General features: G+C 62.7%; 20 protein-coding genes. 11 read left to right on the top strand and 9 right to left on the bottom strand.

The window, feature by feature from the left end; translation table 11 throughout:
* Window positions 1-3 precede the first annotated feature (3 nt).
* The 9 genes from VGR99_RS40005 to VGR99_RS39965 all read right to left on the bottom strand — a co-directional run bounded on the left by VGR99_RS40005 (window position 4) and on the right by VGR99_RS39965 (window position 12526).
* On the bottom strand, window positions 4-852 hold the full coding sequence (locus VGR99_RS40005) for a DUF7007 domain-containing protein (RefSeq protein ID WP_326905451.1): 849 nt from the start codon (window positions 850-852) through the stop codon (window positions 4-6).
* On the bottom strand, window positions 849-1325 hold the full coding sequence (locus VGR99_RS40000) for a hypothetical protein (RefSeq protein ID WP_326905469.1): 477 nt from the start codon (window positions 1323-1325) through the stop codon (window positions 849-851). The genes VGR99_RS40005 and VGR99_RS40000 overlap by 4 nt, the downstream gene beginning before the upstream one ends.
* A 91-nt stretch (window positions 1326-1416) precedes the next feature.
* Window positions 1417-3093, bottom strand: a complete 1677-nt coding sequence (locus tag VGR99_RS39995; protein ID WP_326905450.1) for a ParB/RepB/Spo0J family partition protein — start codon at window positions 3091-3093, stop codon at window positions 1417-1419.
* A 258-nt stretch (window positions 3094-3351) separates the two neighbouring features.
* Window positions 3352-8448 (bottom strand): Eco57I restriction-modification methylase domain-containing protein, encoded by a 5097-nt coding sequence (locus tag VGR99_RS39990; RefSeq protein ID WP_326905449.1) that lies wholly within the window; start codon window positions 8446-8448, stop codon window positions 3352-3354.
* A 94-nt stretch (window positions 8449-8542) separates the two neighbouring features.
* Window positions 8543-8941 carry a DUF3085 domain-containing protein gene (locus VGR99_RS39985; protein WP_326905448.1) on the bottom strand — a complete coding sequence of 133 codons (399 nt, stop codon included), beginning with the start codon at window positions 8939-8941 and terminating at the stop codon, window positions 8543-8545.
* Between the two features lie 11 nt (window positions 8942-8952).
* Window positions 8953-9555: a DUF1419 domain-containing protein gene (locus tag VGR99_RS39980; RefSeq protein WP_326905447.1), complete on the bottom strand. Its 603-nt coding sequence runs from the start codon at window positions 9553-9555 to the stop codon at window positions 8953-8955.
* Between the two features lie 285 nt (window positions 9556-9840).
* Window positions 9841-10767 carry a DUF3991 and toprim domain-containing protein gene (locus VGR99_RS39975; protein ID WP_326905446.1) on the bottom strand — a complete coding sequence of 309 codons (927 nt, stop codon included), beginning with the start codon at window positions 10765-10767 and terminating at the stop codon, window positions 9841-9843.
* Window positions 10768-10971: 204 nt separating this feature from the next.
* Window positions 10972-11148, bottom strand: a complete 177-nt coding sequence (locus VGR99_RS39970; RefSeq protein WP_326905445.1) for a hypothetical protein — start codon at window positions 11146-11148, stop codon at window positions 10972-10974.
* A gap of 652 nt (window positions 11149-11800) precedes the next feature.
* Complete coding sequence (locus tag VGR99_RS39965) at window positions 11801-12526, bottom strand: autoinducer binding domain-containing protein (RefSeq protein WP_326905444.1); 726 nt, start codon at window positions 12524-12526, stop codon at window positions 11801-11803.
* A 196-nt stretch (window positions 12527-12722) separates the two neighbouring features.
* Here VGR99_RS39965 and VGR99_RS39960 point away from each other — a divergent pair, with 196 nt between their 5' ends.
* From VGR99_RS39960 to virB9, 11 genes are all read left to right on the top strand, one after another.
* On the top strand, window positions 12723-13358 hold the full coding sequence (locus VGR99_RS39960) for an acyl-homoserine-lactone synthase (RefSeq protein ID WP_326905443.1): 636 nt from the start codon (window positions 12723-12725) through the stop codon (window positions 13356-13358).
* A 44-nt stretch (window positions 13359-13402) separates the two neighbouring features.
* Entirely contained in the window at window positions 13403-13972 is a 570-nt protein-coding gene (locus VGR99_RS39955; RefSeq protein WP_326905442.1) for a type IV secretion protein, read from the top strand.
* A gap of 73 nt (window positions 13973-14045) precedes the next feature.
* On the top strand, window positions 14046-14342 hold the full coding sequence (locus tag VGR99_RS39950) for a TrbC/VirB2 family protein (protein WP_326905468.1): 297 nt from the start codon (window positions 14046-14048) through the stop codon (window positions 14340-14342).
* Window positions 14342-14680 (top strand): type IV secretion system protein VirB3, encoded by a 339-nt coding sequence (locus tag VGR99_RS39945; protein ID WP_326905441.1) that lies wholly within the window; start codon window positions 14342-14344, stop codon window positions 14678-14680. The genes VGR99_RS39950 and VGR99_RS39945 overlap by 1 nt, the downstream gene beginning before the upstream one ends.
* Window positions 14673-17039, top strand: coding sequence for a VirB4 family type IV secretion/conjugal transfer ATPase (locus VGR99_RS39940; RefSeq protein ID WP_326905440.1), 2367 nt, complete (start codon window positions 14673-14675; stop codon window positions 17037-17039). The genes VGR99_RS39945 and VGR99_RS39940 overlap by 8 nt, the downstream gene beginning before the upstream one ends.
* Window positions 17036-17758 (top strand): P-type DNA transfer protein VirB5, encoded by a 723-nt coding sequence (gene virB5, locus VGR99_RS39935; protein ID WP_326905439.1) that lies wholly within the window; start codon window positions 17036-17038, stop codon window positions 17756-17758. The genes VGR99_RS39940 and virB5 overlap by 4 nt, the downstream gene beginning before the upstream one ends.
* The gene (locus tag VGR99_RS39930; protein ID WP_326905438.1) at window positions 17755-17997 is read left to right on the top strand and encodes an EexN family lipoprotein; all 243 of its coding nucleotides are present in this window, start codon (window positions 17755-17757) and stop codon (window positions 17995-17997) included. The genes virB5 and VGR99_RS39930 overlap by 4 nt, the downstream gene beginning before the upstream one ends.
* An 11-nt stretch (window positions 17998-18008) precedes the next feature.
* The gene (locus VGR99_RS39925; protein WP_326905437.1) at window positions 18009-18995 is read left to right on the top strand and encodes a type IV secretion system protein; all 987 of its coding nucleotides are present in this window, start codon (window positions 18009-18011) and stop codon (window positions 18993-18995) included.
* On the top strand, window positions 18992-19318 hold the full coding sequence (locus tag VGR99_RS39920) for a type IV secretion pathway protein (RefSeq protein WP_326905436.1): 327 nt from the start codon (window positions 18992-18994) through the stop codon (window positions 19316-19318). Before VGR99_RS39925 ends, VGR99_RS39920 begins: the two co-directional genes overlap by 4 nt.
* A 1-nt stretch (window position 19319) precedes the next feature.
* Window positions 19320-19991, top strand: a complete 672-nt coding sequence (locus tag VGR99_RS39915) for a virB8 family protein (RefSeq protein ID WP_326905435.1) — start codon at window positions 19320-19322, stop codon at window positions 19989-19991.
* Window positions 19988-20839: a P-type conjugative transfer protein VirB9 gene (virB9, locus tag VGR99_RS39910; RefSeq protein WP_326905434.1), complete on the top strand. Its 852-nt coding sequence runs from the start codon at window positions 19988-19990 to the stop codon at window positions 20837-20839. The genes VGR99_RS39915 and virB9 overlap by 4 nt, the downstream gene beginning before the upstream one ends.
* Window position 20840: the final 1 nt, after the last annotated feature.

Below are 20840 nucleotides of genomic sequence, written 5' to 3'. Positions count from 1 at the left end.
GGGTCACCTCCATCCGACGAAGTCGGAGGGGCCGCCGTAGAGCTGGTGGCGCGCCTCGTCGATCACGAAGCCGAAGCGGCCGACGTGATACTCGTCGGAGGGAACGAGGAAGCGCCGTTCCTCAGTCCCAGGCCCGCGCTTCCCGCCGAGCGTGGCGACGGTTTCGACGAAGCCGCTCTCGTGTTTGGATGTGATCGCCGATACCACGATCCAGTCCCGCGCGTGCGCCTGCTCGAAGCCGCGGCGATCCTTCTCGCGGGATTCGCCCGGCAGCAGGGTCGCACCAAAGATGGTCTCCCAGGCGTCCGGCCAACTGTCCCTAATCGTCTTCTCGGCGCAACGGCGTTCGAATGCCGTAAAGAGATATGGGAAGGTGATCGCGACGATCGCCCATTCGGCGTCTTCCTCGTACCATCCACACTTTGAGCGCAGCATGTGGTGGACGATGCGGTTTCGCTCAGCCGAGAGCTTGAAACCGCCGTGGCCAGCAGTGGAGTGCGACGCGACGCCCTCGGCGTAGACGGTCGAGCCCTGCGAGAGTCCCCAAGGGGTATTGATACGCGTGTTCTCCTCGATCCGGCCGAGCAGCTTGCGCTCGCTTTGATGCTCGGCGTTTTCGAGCACGGCGTTGCGAAACGCCGCCTCGTCGGCGAGCTCGCCGGAATGTCCATAGAAGTCGCCGCGCGTCCATTCGCCCATCGGGCGGCTGATGCGCCAGCCCGTCGCGAGAAAATGCCGGCCGTCGCCGGCCGGAACCATGGCGAAAGCCGTCTCGCCGACAAGCGCGACAAGAAGGCCGTCAGCGCTGCGACCAAACGCGACGTCGTCGGAAGCAAGAAATGACGCGTTCATGCCGCGGTCCTCCCCTCGATGATATCGGCGCCGACCTCGTCGGCCGTTACTTGCTCCAGCACGGCGTGAGGATAGCCATGGCGTGTCAGCCACTCCTTCGCATTGGGCTCGTTGGTCGCGAGATAGACGAGCTCGGCGTCGCCGCCCGCGCGGTCGAACACGCGGACTGAGCCGATCGCCGGACGTTCGACGATGGCGAACTGGAGCTTCGACTCCAGCGAGAATGTCCGATGGACGCGCACGGCGATGACGCCGCCGGCGCCATAATCGGCCTCATGCAGGGTCAAACAGGCCGACAGCGAGACATTCCCTACGCCCCGCCCACCCTGCTTGCGGATGAGGCGGCCCTTGCTGTTGTTGGTCTGCCACGCGGCGAGCTTGTTCCTGAAGCGCGCCGGCGGCTGTGGCGTTCCGTCGGACCAGGCGACGATCGAGCCGATGGGTGCGTTGTCGATGATGGTGTGCGCGGACATCATGTCCTCCTTCGTTGCGCATGCGTGAAAACGAAACCGCCGCCGGGATGACCGGCGGCGGTGGACCGTGCGGAAAAAAAGACGCGTGGAGCTATTCGGCCGCCTCCCTGAATGCCTCGGCTACTTCGTCAGAGAGCTCATCGCCGATGCCGGTTGTCTCCTCTTCAGCCCCGTCGTCATCTGCCGTCGTCGCGCTCGACGACAACCATTGCGAAAGCTTCGTGGCATCCGGCGCGAAGCGCGCGGAGGAATGGACGAAGTGTCCCTCCTTGAAGTGCTCGACGAGCGCGGCACGCGTGTCCTTCACGCGCTGGCGTGGCAGGACAGGAGTGTCCTTACACGATGCCTCGAGGGCAGGGCGCGACAGGCAGGAGAGGAAGTCCTCCGTGCCCATGTGCGGAAGGAAGCAATCCGCGCCTACCACTGCGCCGGCGATCCGGGCGACGATGCCGCTATTGGTGCCGTTCTCCCGGCAAGAAAAGACATCGATCAGCATGTTGCGCGCCGCGACACGAAGTGTAACCATGTCGAAGGAGAGCTTGCCGTCGGCATCGAACAGCACCGCTGCGTTCTTCGCCAGGCGGCTGTGGCCGTAATAGGTTCCACCGCCTCCAGTCGTCACGGAGACGTTCTGGCCCGCGAAGGCGAGGACCAGAAGAGCCATCAGCGTGTCGTCCTCGATCGGCGCGCGGCCAAGCGCCTCGCGCAGCGCGTCGGTGCGATAGTCGCCGATCATCTCGACGCCCTTGCGCGCCACGTCAGGACGGGGCTTAGAGATCTCGCCGACGTCGTCCGGAGCGTTGTCCGAACCAGTCGCGCCCTTGCCCTTCGGCTTCTTCGGCGCAGGCATGCGGTAGTGCACCGTCTGCACGCGGCCATCGCGGTCAAGATACATCGCCGTGCAGTCGGACTTCACCGGCTTGCCGTGGACGCGCTCGGCCTTCGGCGGCAGCTTCACCTCGCCGTAGTTGGTGGTCTCGGCAATGATGCCTTTCTTCGGCAGATTTGCCGTCATCCACTCCTGCTGCGCGCCGAGGAAAGCCTCGACGTCCGTCGTGTAGCGGCTGTCCTCGTCGGCGGGCGCGAAGAGATCTTCAACCCAATGAATGCCGTAGGCCTGCGCCAGGTCGTCGCCGAAGCTGGCGTGCCGAGCAAACATCCGGGTCTTCTGCAACGCTTGAGCGACACTCCACCACGAGACCTGCGGATCGGCCTTCGACGGCTTGTGCTTCTTCCAGACCTCCTTCTGCTCGTCGAGCGATGCGGCAGCGATCGTGCGGAGCTGGCGCTCGTCGGGCATGTCGCCCTTGGCCATGTGATCGAGCATCGCTGGCAGCACATTGGCCAGCAAACGAAGTTTCCTGATTTGACGCACCGGCAGCGCGAGCGCGACGCCGATTGCCTCCTCCGTCCAGGCGAGCGCGACCAGACGCTCGATTGCGCGCCACTGGTCGACCGGATTCAGCGCCTCGCGGGCGATGTTCTCGACCATCGAGCGCATGGCGCCGTTGTCGTTCGCCGCCTCGTCGACCAGCACGTCGATCTCTTCGAGGCCGGCGGCGATCGCCTGCTTCACACGGCGGTGGCCTGCATTGATCAAGTAGCCGTTTCCGCCGCCGATTTCCGGCGTGATGACGGGCGGCTGCACGATGCCGACGGCCTTGATCGTGGCGAGCAGCAGCGCGTCGGCTTGCGGCGTCGACTTGGTCTGGCGCATGCGGTCAGGGTTCTCCTTCAGCGCGCGCGGGTCGATCTTGATGAGTTGCATGGGAACGCTCCTTTGGGGTTGCGGACCGGCGCCGCCGGCCCTCTCTCGTCTTCTTCCCGAAGACATCCCCCGGCCCGCGGAGCGGGGCGGGCCGGCGCAACCGCGGCCGAGCCTCCCTGCCCGGCAGCACCAGCAGGGCCGAAGCCCTGCGCAGGATGACGGGCCGGGATCGCGCAGGCGGCGGTTGAGCGCGAGCGTCGGCGGCCCGCTCGATCTGCGAACGGGCCTATTCCCTTCCTCTCTTCCCTTTCTTTTCATTCAGGCGGCCGCAGCCAGCTGGCCGACGCTATCACCGTCCTCCGCCAAGGCTTTTTCTACCTCAGCGAGCTGCTGGCGCTTTTCGGAAAGCTCGCCGGTGAAGGCGAAGTCTCCGCCGTCGCGGGACTGGTAGGAGGCAAGCCGTCGGCGGGCATCCGCCAAACGCTGGCGGTGGCGCTCCCGCTCACCCTCGAAGTCGTCGAGGGCATGTTCGAGGCGGGCGACCGCACCGAGCGGCGTCACGGTCATCGGCAACTCGATCTCGTACTCGGAACCGGTTCGCAGGAGCATCGTGGTGTAGCGATAGCCGTCACGGCCGACGCGCTCTCCGCTATACGCGACGTCGAAGCCCCCGATCGAAGCAATGACGGTCTCGCCCTCCTGCTGAAGCTGCACCAGCGTCAGGACCTCCTTCATCAATGCACGCCCAGCGAGCTTGCGTTCCATATGCGGCGCTCCTATCACGGACATGCTGAACGCATCACCAGCGGTCGGTGTGAGGCGCTCGATGTCCTGCCCGATCTCGCCGATCCGGCGGGCCGAGAGCTGGATGTCGCGTTCAGCATCGCGCATCTGGCGCCGCACCGCATGCTGGTCATCGATGTGCGCGGCCCGCAGACGTTCGAGCCGCGCGATGTCGGCCTCAAGGCCAGCCTTCTGCATCAGGCGCGGGTCGCCCGAGGCAATCGCCTTCGCCATGGCGAACTGGTTGGCCTGGCTTTCACCCATGTCCTCAAGCCGGCGGATCGAGGTGTCGCCCGAGAGCGCGGCGGCGATGAAGCGGGCCTTGCGCTCGTTGTTCTGCCACATCTGCGCATCGAGGCTGCCTTCGGTCGCGTAGGCGAAGATATCCACCTCGTCGTGCTGGTTGCCCTGCCGCACGATGCGTCCCTCGCGCTGCTCGATCTGCGACGGCAGCCAGGGCACGTCGAGGTGGTGAAGAGCCTTCAAGCGAAGCTGGGCGTTGACGCCCGTGCCCATCGTGTCGGAGGAGCCGATCAAGAAGCGGACCTTGCCGGCGCGCACGTCGCCGAACAGCCGCTGCTTCGCCTCGGACTTCTTGTAGTCTTGCATGAAGGCGATTTCGCAAGCCGGCACGCCCATGCGGACGAGCTCATCGCGGATCCAGCGATAGGCGGAGAAGCCGCGGCTCTTCTCGACACTGATCGTGCCGAGGTCGGAGAAGATCATCTGCGCCGCGCCGGGCAACTCGAAGGGTTTTCCGTCCGTGCGCACGTAGTTGTTCGCGGCCGTCTCGCTCCAGATGCGGAAGGCGTTGCCGACCAGCAGGTTCAGCTTGTTGTCGGCTTCATCGTCGTTGTCCGGGTCCACGAGGCGTAGGTCGATGGCCGCGTGGCGGCCGTCGGTAATGACCGACAGCAGGATGTCGTCGCCGGGCTCCGGTGCGCGGTCGCGCTCCTCGATCGCCTTGATGCGCTCACCGAGCAGGGTCTGGTAGCGCTTGAATGCCGGCGACGGCTTCGCGGTCAGGATCTGCCGCTTTCCGGTCGATATGGCTGGCACCTTCACGTACTGGCACAGGTCCTCAGGCATCACCACGTCCGCGAAGGAGCGGAACATGGCGATCAGCTCCGGCACGTTGACGAAGGTGGCGAACCGCGTGACCGGCTTGTATTTGCCCGAGGGCTGGAGCTCGAGTTCGGTCGTAACATCGCCGAAAGTGCTCGCCCAGGCGTCGAACTCATGCAGCCCGCGCTCCGATAGCGCGGCATGTCCGAGATAGCGCTGCACCGAAAACATCTCGCCAAGCGTGTTGGTGATCGGCGTACCGGAAGCGAGCACCAGCGCACGACCCGGGTTCTTCGTCTCGATGAAGCGCGACTTGACGTAGAGGTCCCAGGCGCGCTGCGAACCGGTGGGGTCGACGCCCTTCAGAGTCGACATATTGGTGGCGAAGGAGAGCTTCCTGAACTCCTGCGCCTCGTCGACGATGATCTGGTCGACGCCGATCTCGGAGATGGTCAAAAAGTCGTCCTTGCGGGTTGCCAGCGATTCTAGCCGTTCCTGTAAGCCCTCCTTCAAACGCTCGAGGCGCTTGCGCGAGACGCGGTCGTCGCTCTCCACTTTCATCAGGAGCTGCTCGTAGAGCTCGAGTTCGTCCTGGATCATCTGCTGCTCGAAGGCCGAGGGCACGCTGATGAAGCGGAACGCCGAATGGGTGATGATGATCGCGTCCCAGGTCGCTGTCGCGGCGCGCGACAGGAAGCGGTGCCGCTTGTCCTTGGTGAAGTTGGTCTCGTCGGCGACAAGGATGCGCGCGTTCGGATAGAGCGCGAGGAACTCGCGCGCCGCTTGTGCCAGGCAGTGGCCGGGCACAACGAGCATCGCCTTGGCGACGAGGCCGAGCCTGCGCTGCTCCATGATTGCGGCGGCCATCGTCATAGTCTTGCCGGCGCCGACGGCGTGGGCGAGGTAGGTCGAGCCCGCGGCGATGATGCGCCAGATGCCGCGCTTCTGGTGCTCATAAAGAACAAAGGCGCCAGAGGCGCCGGGCAACTTCAGGTGCGAGCCGTCGAACGCTCTGGGCGCGATGTTGTTGAAGCGGTCGTTGTAGACGCGCGCCAGCCGGTCGGTACGATCGGGATCAGACCAGATCCAGCGCTGGAAGGCATCCTTGATCCTCGAGAGCTTAGTCTTTGCTGCTTCCGTGTCGACGACGTTGAGCACGCGCCGCTCGCTGTCGCCGTCCATGATGGTGTCGAAGATCTGCGGCACGCGGCTGTTCAACGCGTCGGCGAGCAACTCGCCTGCGTGCCGGCGGTCCGTGCCCCATTCCGACGTGCCGGCTGCCATCCATCCGAGCTGGCGGGCTTCCACGGTCCACGACGCTAGTTCCGGCATGTGATGGATCCTGATCTCGGCGTCCATCGTCTCCTTGACGAAGGCGACGATGTCCGCCACCGGAATCCACGGCGCACCGAGACGCGCCGTGATGTCGGAGGGCCTGAGGTCGGCAGGCTGCACGGCTTGCAGCGCCGTGACGTTGCTCGCATAGGCCGGGTCGAGCGCGGCTGCGGCCTCCGCCTCCTTGAGCTTGTCGCGGACGCGGCCCGAGAGGTACGAGTCGGCCGTCTGCCACGAGCCGTCGGTGGGGTGGCGGAAAACGGCGCTGCCGAGTTCGGCGACGACGTGGTCGCGGTCGCGGTGCAGAAGCTCGGCGATGTGCTCGATGTCGACGTGTCCGCGCTCGTTGAGCACGACGGCCAGCGCGTCGGCCGCGCTGCTGATGACAGGCGCAGCCGGTGGCGCGATCACCCGCTCGGTGAAGACCGGGCCAGGCTTCGCGGTGTTAGTCTCAAGGTCATAACCCTCAATCGAGGCGACGAGCCAGCAGTCGGGGTCATCGAGGAAGGGCTGGATGTTCGGCCGGCGATGCGTCTCGCGCACCTCGCCAGTCTCTTCGTCTTCCGTCATGGAGACGGTCGTGAAGTTAATCGGACCGAAGTCGCGGACGAAGTTCGACCAGGCGATGCGCAGCCTGACCTGCGCGTCTTTCCACGGCTGGTCGAGCTCCTGCGCCTTCAACACCTCACGGACTGCATCGCGGACCGGGATCAACTTCCGAATGACGCGAACATGCTTCTCGGGAATGCCCTCGGCCATGCGCCCCTTACGGGCCTTCACGGGGACAGGCACGCCGTCGAGGACTTGCATCAGGCCGTGTGCCCTATCGAAGAAGTAGCTGCCCTCGCGCACATACCGATCGGACGGCAGATCTAGGACGCTCTGATTATCCGCATCCCCCAGATCGTACTCAATCACATCGGGCTCGCCGTCGTAGCGGCCTTCGGGAAGGAGACTGACTAACGCCGCCAGCGCCGCTTCAAGATCCTCGCTCTCGCGCGGCAGGCAAGTATAGGTCTCGCCGAACGGGCCTGAGGCAAGAGCGTGCGTGCCAAGCACCAATTTCGGGTGCTTCGCGAACCAACGGTTCACGCGGATCGCGCTCTCGTCTTCTGTCGCGGGCCGCAACTCGTCGAGGTCAAGCCAAGAGGGATCGCCCTTCGCTTCGCCGATCTTGCGCTTGCGGAAGAACAGGATGTCGACGACGACGTCGGTACCGGCGCTGGCGCGAAAACTCCCCTCGGGCAGCCGGATCGCCGCAATCAAGTCGGCCGACTTCGCGATATGCTCGCGCGCCGATGCATCCGCCTTGTCCATTGTGCCCGAGCTCGTGACGAAGGCGCCCAGCGCCCCCGGCTTCAGAAGGTCGATCGCACGCGCAATGAAATAATCGTGCAACCGCAGCCCCATAGACCGATAGGCGCGGTCGGAACGCACGGTGCGGTCGGAGAATGGCGGATTGCCGATGGCGAGATCGAAACTCGCCGGCAATTCGGTGCGCGCGAAGTCTCCGGTCACGATCCGCGCCCGCGGCTGCAACAGGCGCGCGATGCGCGCCGTAACGGGATCCAGCTCGATACCGGTGACGTCCGAGACCTCACGAAGTCCTTCCGGCATCAGCGCGGGAAACAGGCCGGTGCCGATGCCGGGCTCGAGCACGCGGCCGCCGCGCCAGCCGAGGCGCCGCAGGCCTGCCCAGATCGCACGGACGATAAACTCGGGCGTGAAGTGCGCATATTGGGTGCAGCGCGCGAGCGAAGCGTGGTCGAGATCGCCGACGGCATCCTCCAGCTCCGCTCCGATCGCCTCCCAGCCCTTGCGGAATTCCGCCTCGCCCGAGCGCCGGAATACGAAGTTGGCAAGATCGGAGGCTCCGAATCCGATGAAGCGGATCAGTTGCTCCTGCTCTTCGACAGTCGCCACACGCCCGTCGGCCTCGATCGACGCGGCGAGCCGGATCGCCACGATGTTGTCGCGGGCACGGTTCTTCCATCCCTTGGCCAGGGCGCGCTCGCCCGCGAGATGGAAGTTCGTCCTGCGCCCTCGAGGAGCGGATGAAGCAGAGCGTGTGACCGCCATGACCGGAAGCGCCGGAGCCGGCGTCGACGGATCTGGATCCTCGCTGTCGTCCGGGTCATCGGTGATGCCGCCAGCAAAGGCGGTAACGCCGAGGCCGGACGAAAGGGCGGTCTTGTTGAAGAGGTCGAGGGTGAAGGGATCGTCTTGAGCCATTGGAAATTGTCCTTGAGATGAGGGCACGTGCCGTCGTCCCGCCGAGCTGCCTCGGCGGGGGGCGGGTGGTCACGGTGGATAGGGATGGGATGCGCTAGCGCACGATGAGCGACAGCGAGATGTCTGTCTCGCTCAGCTGCACCCGCAGATGGGTGTATCGAAAATCACGATTGATGAGCGCCATGAACCGCTCGGCCTCGATGAACTCGATGCTGTCATCGCCGCCGAAATGGCGTCGCTTGTAATCGAACCAGTCCGGATTGCCGACCGGATGACATTCCTCGGAATAGACCACGAGCGGTCGATCGCCGTCACCGAGCTTGCCGTTCGACATGATGTAAACGCCCTTGTCACCCACAAGCCAGAGCCCGGGCTTCTCGCCCTTACCCGGTTTTTGGCCGTAATAGGGATTGCGGAACCCGCCGTTGGCGGCGGCGTCGGACTTTCCGCGTTCGATAACCCTGCGGACAGCGGGGATGGGGAATGTGAACATTGCGCTCTCCCTCACGCCGCGATCGCGTCGGGCAGGTAGCGCAGGTGCACCGGCAGCTTCGCTGAAATCTCCGCCTCGGTGAGCTCGTCGAGCAGCTTCAGCAAGGTGCCGCGCTGACCGCCGTAGAGCAGCACGGTGCGCCTGCCACGTAGATGATCGGCCCATCGCTCGCCAGCGTAGCCGCGGTAGTCCTCGTGCGTGCACGACCAGATGTGCTCGAGCCGCTCTTCGCGCGTCATCGCCATCACGGGCCGCGATTCTCGTTCGACGATCGCGGTCCGCATCCGGTCGGGTGAAGAGCGCTCCGAGAGATTGCAATAGCCGTGGAAGTGACGGACGCGACGGCCGATCGTCAACGCGAAGAAAACGCTGGTAACGCTGGCGGTGAGAAATTCGCGCATCGCGAACATCCCACAACGCATCCAAAGCGGTGGCAGGAGGTCGAGCATGTGCTCGTATTCGCCTTGGCCGATCTCAAACCATTCGCCCGAATAGAGCGCGGCCGCGTCGACTTCGGGGCGGTTCGGCCGCTGCGCGTGGCGATCGAACATGCGGAACATTTGCCGACGGTCGGCGATGCCCTGGTAGACCTTACGGATCGGAGAGGGGATCATGGGAGGGCTCCTTTCAGCCTCGTCGGACTGAAGCGCGGCTCACCCTTTCGGCTCGCCATCTTCTTCAGCCCTTGACCCCTTCTTCGCGGCCGCCTCTCCGGTCCGGAGGGTCAAGGGCCGCGTAGCGGGCGAAGCCTCCCTTGACGCGCCGGCCGGGCATGCGGCACGTCATTTTTACTTTCTGATTTCCCGCCTCTCTCTCGCGCTTTTCCTTTATCCGTCCGCTCGGTCCGCCTGCTCGGCCTGGCGCAACGCACGACCGAGTTCTCCCGGACATCATGGTCATCATTGATTGGCCGCAAGCAGCCCATGGACCGTTCCGGCGAGCAGACCTCTTAGATCTTCGTTCCAGTCAACGGCTTGCGGTCGTGATCGCGTACATTCAATGCCAGTTTCGCCGGCAATTCTGCGAATACGCTCGGCGTAGACGTCACCTTGCCGATTGTTATCGGTCGCAGCCACAAGCCGAACGTTAGCACGCTCAGCCAAACTGCGGATGGCTTGCTCCGTGGCCGGCGACCAGCCGCCACCAGTGCTGACATACAGCGTGTGGGAGCGCTGGAACTCGATTGCCGCCAGGCTCATGGCATCGATTGCAGCCTCGGTGATGCAAATCCGCGCGGCGCCCGTCGGCCCGAAGCGAAAGAGTTCTTTGGTCCCGGCGGTGGCGAAAGCGCGCCAGTGCGGACCACGCTCTTCCCAACCAATGATGTGACCGGCAACATCATCATGTGCCGCCCACATGCTACCTTGCGGGCCCTCCCGCAACCGGCCTTGAGCAACCGCGGCGGCGATAATGGTGTCGGGAATGCCGCGCTGTTCGGCGAGATAGTTCCAGGTCGCCGAGCCATGCCTTGGCGGTCGCCGGCGGGCCCATCGGCTGACGATGGATGCCGTCGCCGCCGGTTTGGGTGCTCGCGTCCAGACCGGCGCGGTCATAACGAAGCCGACAAGCGCGGCGACGCGATCGCAGGCTTCAGGGAATCCGCTCGCGCCAAGGTGCTCTGCGAGATCGAAGACATCCCCTTTGGCAGGCGACAACGGATCGAACCAGCCGCGTCCTTCGTGGATGACGATGATAATGTCGGCACCGCTCCGGTATTTGAGCGCCCGCCGGGTACTCTCCTTCAAGTCGATTTTCCACCCCTCGTTCTCGAGCACGGCGGCGCAAGCCACCTTGCTGCGCAACTCTTCGATGTCCTTCTTTTCCATATTTCCCTCCGAGCGCGCTCGACGCATCACCCGGCCCTTTCTTCAGTTGTCTTCTGATCCGCGTAGCTCGGATTGGGGCCGGCCGGCCGCGAAGCCTTGCCGGAGGCAAGGGCGCACTGACAGCGGTCCAGCACATGGGATTCCGGGTGCGGCGGAGCCTCCCTTGCCGCCGGCAGGGCGCCAGCGGCACACCGGTCACCCGGCTCAATGAGCCGGGGACCATGGGTCGTACTCGTGCACGATGGCATCCTCTTCGCCGTCGTATTCGCTTGAAACCATGACGCCGAATTCGTCCTCGACCTGGAAGAGAACCACTGAGACCATCAGGGTGCGGGCGAGATCGAAAGCGTGATCCTGAGCGAGGGTGAGATTCTGCGACATCGTGCGGCTCCCGTTTGCGGCGGGGACCATCCCCGCTCGACAGGCGCCGATGTGTTCGGGAGCGGCCGCGGTCACCTCGCAGGCGAAGCCGAAGAGGTCGCACGCTTGCGTAGCGAACCCCTCGCGGGTTGATCGTAGAAGGCCTCGCCCGAACCAAGGAAAGCCCATTCGAGAGCGGGGTGTTCCTCCTTCCGGAAGCGAGATGCCGAACGTCAGAGCTTCACCGGGGACGCTCCGCAGCACGTGGTCTTTATCAATCGAAGACAGGTATTTGTCAGCGAGGTAGGGTCAGCCAAGTTGCGGCGAGTATTGTTCGTTGAGCCGGTAGAGGTCGCATGTCGAGCTCGCAAGATCAAAGAAACGGGTGAACTCGTCCTGAAAATACAACAGCTCCGACCAGCTTTTCGCGCAACGGTCTACCTCTTGCGTCAGGGATGGACGCCCGCAAGGGGGAAGACCGCTTGCGGGCTTCAGCGAAGCCGCCAGCCCGGCCCGCAAGGGCGACGCCCTCACGCTTCCTATATTGATTTGGCCACTCACCCTCTGTCGTCAATCCGTTGTCCGCCCCCTCTCAACCGATAAAAGGCCTTAGAATAGTGGGTACGGGATACTGAACCGCGCGAAGCCGGCCTAACGGCTCGATCTGGCACATTCAGAGCAACCCTTGCCGGAGGGCGAGCGCTACGGCATGCGGAAGAGTCAAAGCAGAAAGATTCCGTCTCGCATTGTCCAGGTGAAACTTCACCCCGCGAGGGCTAACGCCAAGCAGATCGGCGATATCCTGCATGGTCTTTCCGTCAGACGTCCAAGCGAGACACTGTCGCTCTCTTTGACTGAGCGGAATGTTTGCTCGAACGCTAGCATTAGTGAGCTCAATCCTGGCGCTGACGTGCGCATGGTAGTTGAGCCCCAACATGTGAAGAACTTCGTGCGACGACGCAATGAACCGATCGAGCGCCAGGCTGCGATCGTCGACCGCTAGTGTAAATGCGGCGAGTTGATTTTTCCCTGTGGGTATCCTGATCGTTAGCCCCGTTCTAATCCGAAAACTCATCGCGTCGTGGAACATTCGGCGCTCCTTTGCAGAGCTTGCACTCCTCGCCTCACGGCCATCCCAAAATGCCAGCCGATCATTGACTCGTGACCTCTGAAGCACAGGATCGATCTTATCGTAGCCCTCCTTGAAATAGTGCTCAGTCCAACTCTTTGGATATGAGGAGATTAGGCGAGAGCTATCTGCATTGCGTTCCAGATAGGCAAACCATCGAAATCCCAAAGCGTGTGCAGTTCGTTCCGCTACGCGGCGAAAATCGTTCTCAGTGATTGCGGTGTGAAGGCAATCAAAGAACTCATTACACGCTCTCTCAACGTTTTTCATCGCGCCCCTGTTGGTATGTTCCGTGCGATCTTGACGGATCGTTCCCGTATTACGTGTGCGGTGTATCGAGCGGTTGCGGCAACTTTTGGGCGATCCACGCCACTTTAGAGAGCCTGTCAGAACTGACAGATCAACATCGTGGTCGCCGCTGCTTTCTTGGCTCCCAAGTTAATGATTCGTAGCTTTGGGGACCAAGATGAAAGTCGTCGCGCTCTCGCGCTCTGCTCTTTTGAATCATTCTGATCTGACTTTCGGAATGCACCGCCTACGTCGGCGCGTCTTCCGCGAACGCTTAGACTGGGATGTGTCGGTTTCGAACGGACTTGAGATCGACCAATACGACGCGCTATCGCCCACATATCTTTTGGTCGTCGATCAACGGCGTGTCGTCGGCTGTGTTCGTCTCCTGCCAACCACCGGATGCAACATGCTGGCCAATACGTTTCCGGTTCTGCTGGACGGCCGGGATGCTCCGAACAGTACTACGATCTGGGAAAGCTCAAGATTCTGCGTCGACACCCAGACTTTGGAAAGTCCGACTACAAATGGGCTGAAGAGCGCAACGTTTCTCCTCTTCGCTGCGATGATTGAGTGGGGGCTGCAGCGCCACCTCCATGCAATCGCAACTGTTACCGATTTGCGCATGGAGCGCATCCTGCGGCGAGCGGGATGGCATTTGGACCGCCTCGGCTCTCCCAGGCAAATCGGTAGCACCATGGCTATCGCCGGACTGTTGCCTGTCACCGAAGCGGCACTCCGAGCGGTTCAAGTAACGGGGAAGATCCGCGAGCGTGCGATCATCACGCCATCAAACACCGCGCTCGCAGCATAGCCGTCACATCTCATCCTTCTCTGATACTAGTTCAAGGTTCCAGAATGGATCCGACAGCTTTCGCGGCAATGATCGAACGGTGCGCTCCAACGGCGGCCTACATTCAGCCGTTGACCGCAATCGTAAAGCAAGCAAGCGCCTTTGAGCCGCTACTCATCACCATTGCCCAGCGCAAACCGGTCCCAATTCAGGCATCCGACCGCAGCGAGGCCATTGAACTTGCGACCGAGGCGTTATCGAGCGGCCAAGCCACCCGAACCGGCCTCGCTCAACTCGATGCCAAGGACATGCGGGAAGCAGGCCTTACGGTCACCACGACGTTTGACGCGTGTAAGCACATCGCCGGCTTGAGCAGATTGTTCGAGGCCCGGCTGCGAACCGCACAGGCGACGAAAACCAATCACGACGAGGCGATTGCCAGCGTCATAGCCAGCTTCACAGCCGCTGCTACCGCATCGAAGCCCCCTACGAAGCCGACTGCATCCGCCACGATTACTGCCCCTCCGGGCGCTGACGTGGGGACGATGGACACATCGGCAGGACCCAGCACCGCGCCACGCTGGGACGTCTATCGCGCGGGGATCGGCGAGACAGCGCTCGTCTACAAGCGCTGAAATGCGTCACTTCACCCCAACCGGAATCGCGCATCCCAGCCTTTCCAACAACCCTGCAATTGGAGCTCATGTCATGATTTCTCGTCTTAAGGATTCCGGTGCCCTGCTGGTCATCGCCGTCGTCCTCAGTGTCGCCCTCGTTGAGCCCGCTATGGCGCAAACGGCAAACATTGAGGGCGTGTTGCAAAATATCGTCAACATGCTCACCGGCAACGTTGCACGCCTGCTGGCCACGCTGGCCGTGATCATCGTCGGCATCGCCTGGATGTTCGGGTATCTGGATCTGCGTAAGGCCGCCTATGTCGTGCTCGGAGTCGCCATCACCTTCGGCGCCTCCGAGGTGGTCTCGACCTTGACCGGTGGTCGCTGATGATCGAGGCCACGCGTCTGACGGAAGACACGTTGTTCCTCGCGTGCACGCGCCCCGCCATGATCGCCGGCGTGACCGTGGAAGCGATGGCATTCAACGTCATGTTTTCCTGCATCCTGTTTCTCGCCGCGGGAAGTATCGTTTACGCCCTGATCGCGCTCCCGATCCATGGGCTCTGCAGGGTCATCTGCCAGCGAGATCCCAACATGTTCAGAATTCTGCTTGCCTGGCTGGAGACACGCGGCCGCGCCCGGAACTCTAAACTCTGGGGCGGATCATCCTGCACGCCGCTTAGGCTCATCCGCCGGCATCAGGCGACGGACCTCGGCTATGCGTAAGTCAGCCGCGAAAGCCCGGGAGATCGAGCCCACCACCTACTTACCCTTCAGTCGCCATGTGACCGATACGGTCATCAGCCTCACGACCCGGGCCCTGCTCACGGTCATCCGGATCGACGGTATCTCGTTCGAGACGGCCGAAACAGCCGATCTCAACGACTTGCATGCCAAGCTGAACCTGACGTTACGCAACATTGCCGATCCGCGGTTGGCACTTTGGACGCATCTGGTGCGGCGGCGTACGGCGGCCTATCCGGAAGGCATCTTCCGCTCGCCCTTTGCCGCTGATCTCAATGCCGAATACCGCGATCGGCTTCGGACGGAAGCGCTGTTCCGCAACGATCTCTACCTGACGCTGGTGTTTCATCCCGGGCGCGGGGCAACGGATGTCGCGGCCGACTTCTTCAAGCGTCTCGGCCGACGCACCCAAGGTGCCGCCGAAGTCGACCAAGATGCCCTGAAGCGACTGAACGATGCGACGCGCGATGTCGTCGCGGCGCTCGACCGTTACGGCAGCCGTGTGGCCGGACTGATCGAGCGCGACGGTATCGTTTTCTCGGAGCCGATGGAGCTGCTCCACGGCATCGCATCCAGCGAGTGGATACCGATGCCTTTGCCACAGGGACCAATTGGACCGGCGCTTTACTCAAACCGCATCATCTTCGGTCGCGAATCCCTCGAGATCCGAGGCGCAGGCGGATCGCGCTTCGCCGGCATGTTCGGGCTCAAGGAGTATCCAGCGTCCACGCGGCCGGGGCTGCTCAATACGCTGCTGTCCGCACCGTTCGAGCTGGTCCTCACGCAATCCTTCGCATTCCTGTCGAAGGCCGACGCCAAGACGGTCCTGACGCGGAAGCAGAATCAGCTGGTGTCCGCGCAGGACCCGGCGGCCTCGCAGATCGACGAGCTCTCGGATGCCCTCGACGATCTCGAATCCAACAGATTTGTGTTCGGCGACCACCATTTGTCGCTTCTGGTCTATGCCGACACGCCTGCGCAGCTGCAGAACCAGATGAGCGTGGCCCGGCGCTCCCTGGCGGATGCAGGCGCCGTTGTCGCCCGCGAGGATCTGGGACTCGAGGCGGCCCACTGGGCGCAGCTTCCCGGTCTGTTCAAGTACCGGGCGCGCTCTGGCGCCATCAGCTCGCGCAATTTCGCAGCGTTCTGCCCGTTCCACACCTATCCTACCGGCAAGCCGGCCGGCAACCATTGGGGCCCGGCGGTCGCGATGCTCAAGACCGCGTCGGGCTCGCCATTCTACTTCTCGTTCCACCATGGCGACCTCGGCAACACATTCATTTGCGGGCCGTCCGGATCGGGCAAGACCGTCGTTCAGAACTTCCTGCTCACCCAGGCCGAACGGCTGGGCGCCACTTATGTCTTTTTCGACAAGGACCGGGGTGCTGAGATCTTTGTCCGCGCCACCAGTGGAACGTATCTGACACTCCAAAACGGCACTCCAACCGGCTGCGCTCCGCTCAAGGCCATGGAGCTGACGCCGGCAAACCTCTCGTTCCTGGGCCAACTCATTCGGCAACTCGTTACGCCAGGCAATCGTCCGCTCTCCGTGACCGAGGGCGAGCGGATCGATTCCGGATTGCGCGCGCTCGGTCAGCTGCGACGGGCTGAGCGTTCGTTCGGAGCCCTGCGCACGTTTCTGGGCCAACAGGATCGCGAGGGCATTGGCGCGCGGCTGGAGCAATGGTGCCGGGGCGCACCCTTCGGCTGGGTGCTCGACAGCGAGCGCGACGAGATCCAACTGGACGCGCGATCCATTGGCTTTGACATGACGAGCCTCCTGGACCATCCGCCCGTCCGCACGCCCCTCATGATGTATCTCTTTCACCGTGTCGAGCAGCTGATCGACGGCCGGCGGCTGATCATCGATATCGACGAATTCTGGAAGGCGCTCGGCGACGACGCATTCCGGGATCTCGCCAACAACAAGCTCAAGACCATCCGCAAGCAGAATGCGCTGATGGTGTTCGGCACGCAATCTCCGCGCGACGCGCTCGCGTCCTCGATCGCGCATACCATCGTCGAGCAGTGTCCGACCCAGATCTTCCTGCCCAACGCGCGGGGCACGCGCTCGGACTATGTCGATGGCTTCCATCTGACGGACACAGAGTTCCGTCTGATCAAGGAGGAGCTCTCCCCCGAAAGCCACCGGTTTCTGGTCAAGCAGGGCCACAACTCGGTCGTGGCGGAGCTCGACCTTCGCGGCTTCGACGACGCGCTGGCCGTGCTGTCGGGACGCACCGAGACCGTCGAACTGCTCGACGGCATTCGCAGCCAAGTCGGCGACGATCCGGCGCGCTGGCTGCCCCTGTTTCATGCACAACGAAAGTCCGCCAAATGATCCGTCAACGCACTCGATCCGCCTCTGTCCTACTGTCCCTCCTGGCGACGGCGATAGCTTCGCCTGCCGCGGCTGACATCGTGTTCGACCCCAGCGTCTTTGCACGGCAATTCGATCAATTGATGGAGATGAAGAAGCAGGTCGATACCCTGACCTCGCAGCTCGCTGTGGCCCAGGACCAGCTCAAGCAGGCCAAGCAGCTTTACGACAGCTTCAACAAGCTCACGAACGCAAACGACATCGGAGCGCTCCTCAACACGCCGCAGTTCCGCAAAGTGCTGCCGCAACAGTTTTCGGACATCGAGCGCCTGACCTCGGGGCAGGGGAGCGGTAACTTCGCAGACGCAATCGACCATTACCTGTCGCAGAACCGCTACTATTCCGGCAACAGCGGCAACTCGTATTACCAGAGTGAACTCGACCGGATCGCGCGTCAGACCGGGGCGAAGCACTCGCTCGGCCAAGCCGTCTACGACACCGCGTCCCAGCGAATCGATGCGCTCGAGGAGCTCAGAACACGCATCAGCTCTGCCACGGACGTCAAAGACGTTCTCGATCTGTCGGCTCGCCTGCAAGCGGAACAGGCTCTCCTGCAAAACGACGTGCTGCGGATGCAGGGGCTGGCGATGATCCAGCAGGCGCGCACGGATATAGATCGGCAGCGCGAGCGGGAAAAAGACCAGCAACTCACTGATGAGATACAGGCGGCGCTTCGATGAAACGAACAACTTACATCTTGTTGCTCACGGCAGCGGGTCTCCTAACAGGCTGCAACGAGGCTCCCAAGATCGAAACAAGGACGGTGGGTTGGTATCTCGATCACAAAAACGAGCTTGAGGCCACGCTCAACGCCTGTGGCGAGAATCCCGGAGACCTCGGCAGCACCCCGAACTGCGTCAACGCGAATGAAGCGCGAAATAAACTTACCGTCCAACAGATGGAAGACGCGCTAAAATAAGGATTGCCGCAATGGCCATAAACGTCTTCGACAGTTTTTTGAGGGAGTTCGAGCAGCCGATCACGACCTTTGTGTCGACATCGGTGTCGAATCTGGCCTCGTATATCGACGGTCCGCTCCGCGTCGGCGTGACGCTCTACGTTGTTCTCTATGGCTTTGCCGTGATGCGCGGATCGATCTCCGAACCGATCATGGAGTTCGCCTGGCGGGCAATGCGGATCGTTCTTGTGGTCCTGCTTGCGACCAATTCGAGCGCGTTCCAACAATACGTGACGAATCTGTTCTTCGACAACCTCCCCAAGGAGATTGGCAATGCTTTGGCCGGTTCTGGCTTAAATACCCATTCCGGGGCGCCATTTGATCAGTTGCTGACCAAGGGTATCGACGTCGCCAACAAAATCTATAAGCAAGCTGGTCTAACCAACATCGCGCCTGCGCTGGTTGCGGCCATTCTTCTAGTGTTTGTGGCGGTTGGTTCATTTCTACAATTTGCGATCCTGCTCTATGCCAAGGTCGGGCTTGGCGTCGTCATCGCACTCGGTCCGGTCTTCATCGCGATGGCTCTGTTTGAAGCGACGAGGCCCTTCACGGAGGCCTGGCTTCGGCAGGTCGCGAATTTCGTGATCCTGTTGGTCCTGGTGGTGGCTCTTGTCGGCCTCATGCTGACGACCGTCACGGGGTTCATCGACCGCTTCGGGAACAACGCGGGAACAGCCGGCGAGATGGTCGTGGCTGCGGTTGCGATCAGCGCGGTGCTCGGGCTGTCCGGCTACATATCTCTTCAACTCCCAATCATTGCAGGCGGTCTCGCTGGCGGCGGTGCTTCGCTTGCAAGCCGCCTGGTGACAAGCCCGCTGATTGCCAATGCTACGGCCGCGGCCAGCGGTGCTTATGCCGGTGCCCGCTGGTCAGCCAGCCGGGGCCTCGCTGCCGTGCGAGCAGGCCGCCAGGGCGGCAGCCTTCGTCGTACCCGATCGCAGGGGAGCTCGGCCACATGAACAGGAAGGGCGCATTCTCACGCACGCTGCCGAAGGTGCTGATCGTTTCCGTGATCGCGTGCCAGCTTGGCGGCTGCGCAAGCTGGTCGAAGGCGCCACCATCATGCGACGGCTCAGTCCGCCGGCCGCTCAATCGTTCGCTGTGGGACTGGGAGAGTGGAACGCCGCTGGCGGTCCCCGAACAGGTTGCTCCACCAGCCGCGTCCGACCCACTCATCCGGAAGCGGGATGCCAGTTCTTCAGCGCCGTCTACGCGGCTTCACGCTACCGGCAGCCACGTCGACATCGCCGCCTCCTACCACGCTTGCGGCAAGGAGGCGTGAGATGGTTGGCCCTGATGACCTAAAGACGTATTTCGACAACGCGCGCCGGTGGGAACAGGATCTGTTGCTGTCGGCTCACCGCTCGCGACGAACGGCATGGTTCATTGCGGCAGGCGCCTGTGCACTGGCGATCGCCGCAGTGGGAGCCGTTGCGGCGCTCGCGCCGCTGAAGACGGTCGAGCCCTTCGTTGTTCGGGTGGATAATGCCACTGGCATCGTCGACACGGTTTCAGCCCTCACGGCAACGCCAGCGCGCTACGACGAAGCCGTGACAAAATATTTTCTCGGACGCTACGTGCGCGCGCGCGAGGGTTACAGCTATCCCGAGGCGGAAACGAACTTCCGCACGATTTCCCTGCTTTCGGGGTCAGGCGAGCAGGCGCGTTTCGCGGCCTGGTATCGAGGGTCCAATCCGGAGAGTCCGCAAGTAGTCCAGGGACGGTTTGGCGTCGCCACCGTCCGGATCAAGGCGATTTCGCTCCTCGCCGACAATGTTGCCTCCGTTCGTTTCATGAAGGAAATCCGAAAAGGTGAGGAGACCCGCACCACCCATTGGGTCTCGACGCTCACCTTTTCCTATGCCAATGCGCCGATGTCCTCCGCCGATCGCCTGGTCAATCCCCTCGGCTTTCAGGTTTCGGAATATCGCGCCGATCCGGAGGTCGTGCCATGAAACGTCTCATCTTTCCGATCGTCTTGTCACTTGGACTTGCAGGCCCGGTCCTGGCGCTGCAACAGCCGTCACCGGGCCAACATGACGCCCGGGTGCGCACCGTCACTTACGACCCCACCAATGTGGTCCGTGTCAACGGCGTTATCCGCGCCTCGACCCAGGTCATGTTCGGCGATGACGAAGAGGTCGCCCATGTCGCGATCGGCGATTCAGTTGCATGGGAAGTTGCGCCGGCCGGCTCCATCCTGTTTCTCAAGCCGCGCGAGAAACATCCGCCGACCAATCTTCAGGTCGTCACCACCCGTGCCGATGGACGAAAGCGTTCCTATCAGTTTGAGCTGTCGATCGCCGAGACCACGCTGGCCGACAGCTACTTTGTGGTTCGGTTCGCCTATCCTGGCGATGAAATTGAACGACGCCGCGCTGAAACAGCCGCCCGGAGCGCTGAGCGGGAAGGGGCCCTGATCGATCAGACCTTCGACCTCCACCACGCCTATGGTGCGCGAAACTGGCGCTTCTCGGCACAGGGGTCGGTCGATCTCGAGCCCGAAGCCGTCTTCGACGATGGCAAGGAGACCACATTTCGCTTTGCGGGTAACCGCGAAGTCCCCGCCATTTACCTGATCAATTCTGATGGATCGGAAAGCCTGGTGCCGAAGGACGTCCGCGGCGAACTGGTGGTCGTCCACGCAACCGCGCGCGAATTTCGGCTGCGCAAGGGCAACATCGTGCTCTGCATCTTCAATGAAGCGTTCGACCCGGTCGGAATCAATCCAGGGACCAACACCACGAGCCCTTCGATCAAGCGGCGCGCCAGGAAGTCAGCTCCAACCGTAAAGCCCCGATAGG

This window comes from Bradyrhizobium sp., assembly GCF_035935975.1.
Taxonomy (GTDB): Bacteria; Pseudomonadota; Alphaproteobacteria; order Rhizobiales; family Xanthobacteraceae; genus Bradyrhizobium.
The sequence above is the reverse complement of the archived record's forward strand: the minus strand, read 5'-3'. Positions and strand labels throughout refer to the sequence as shown.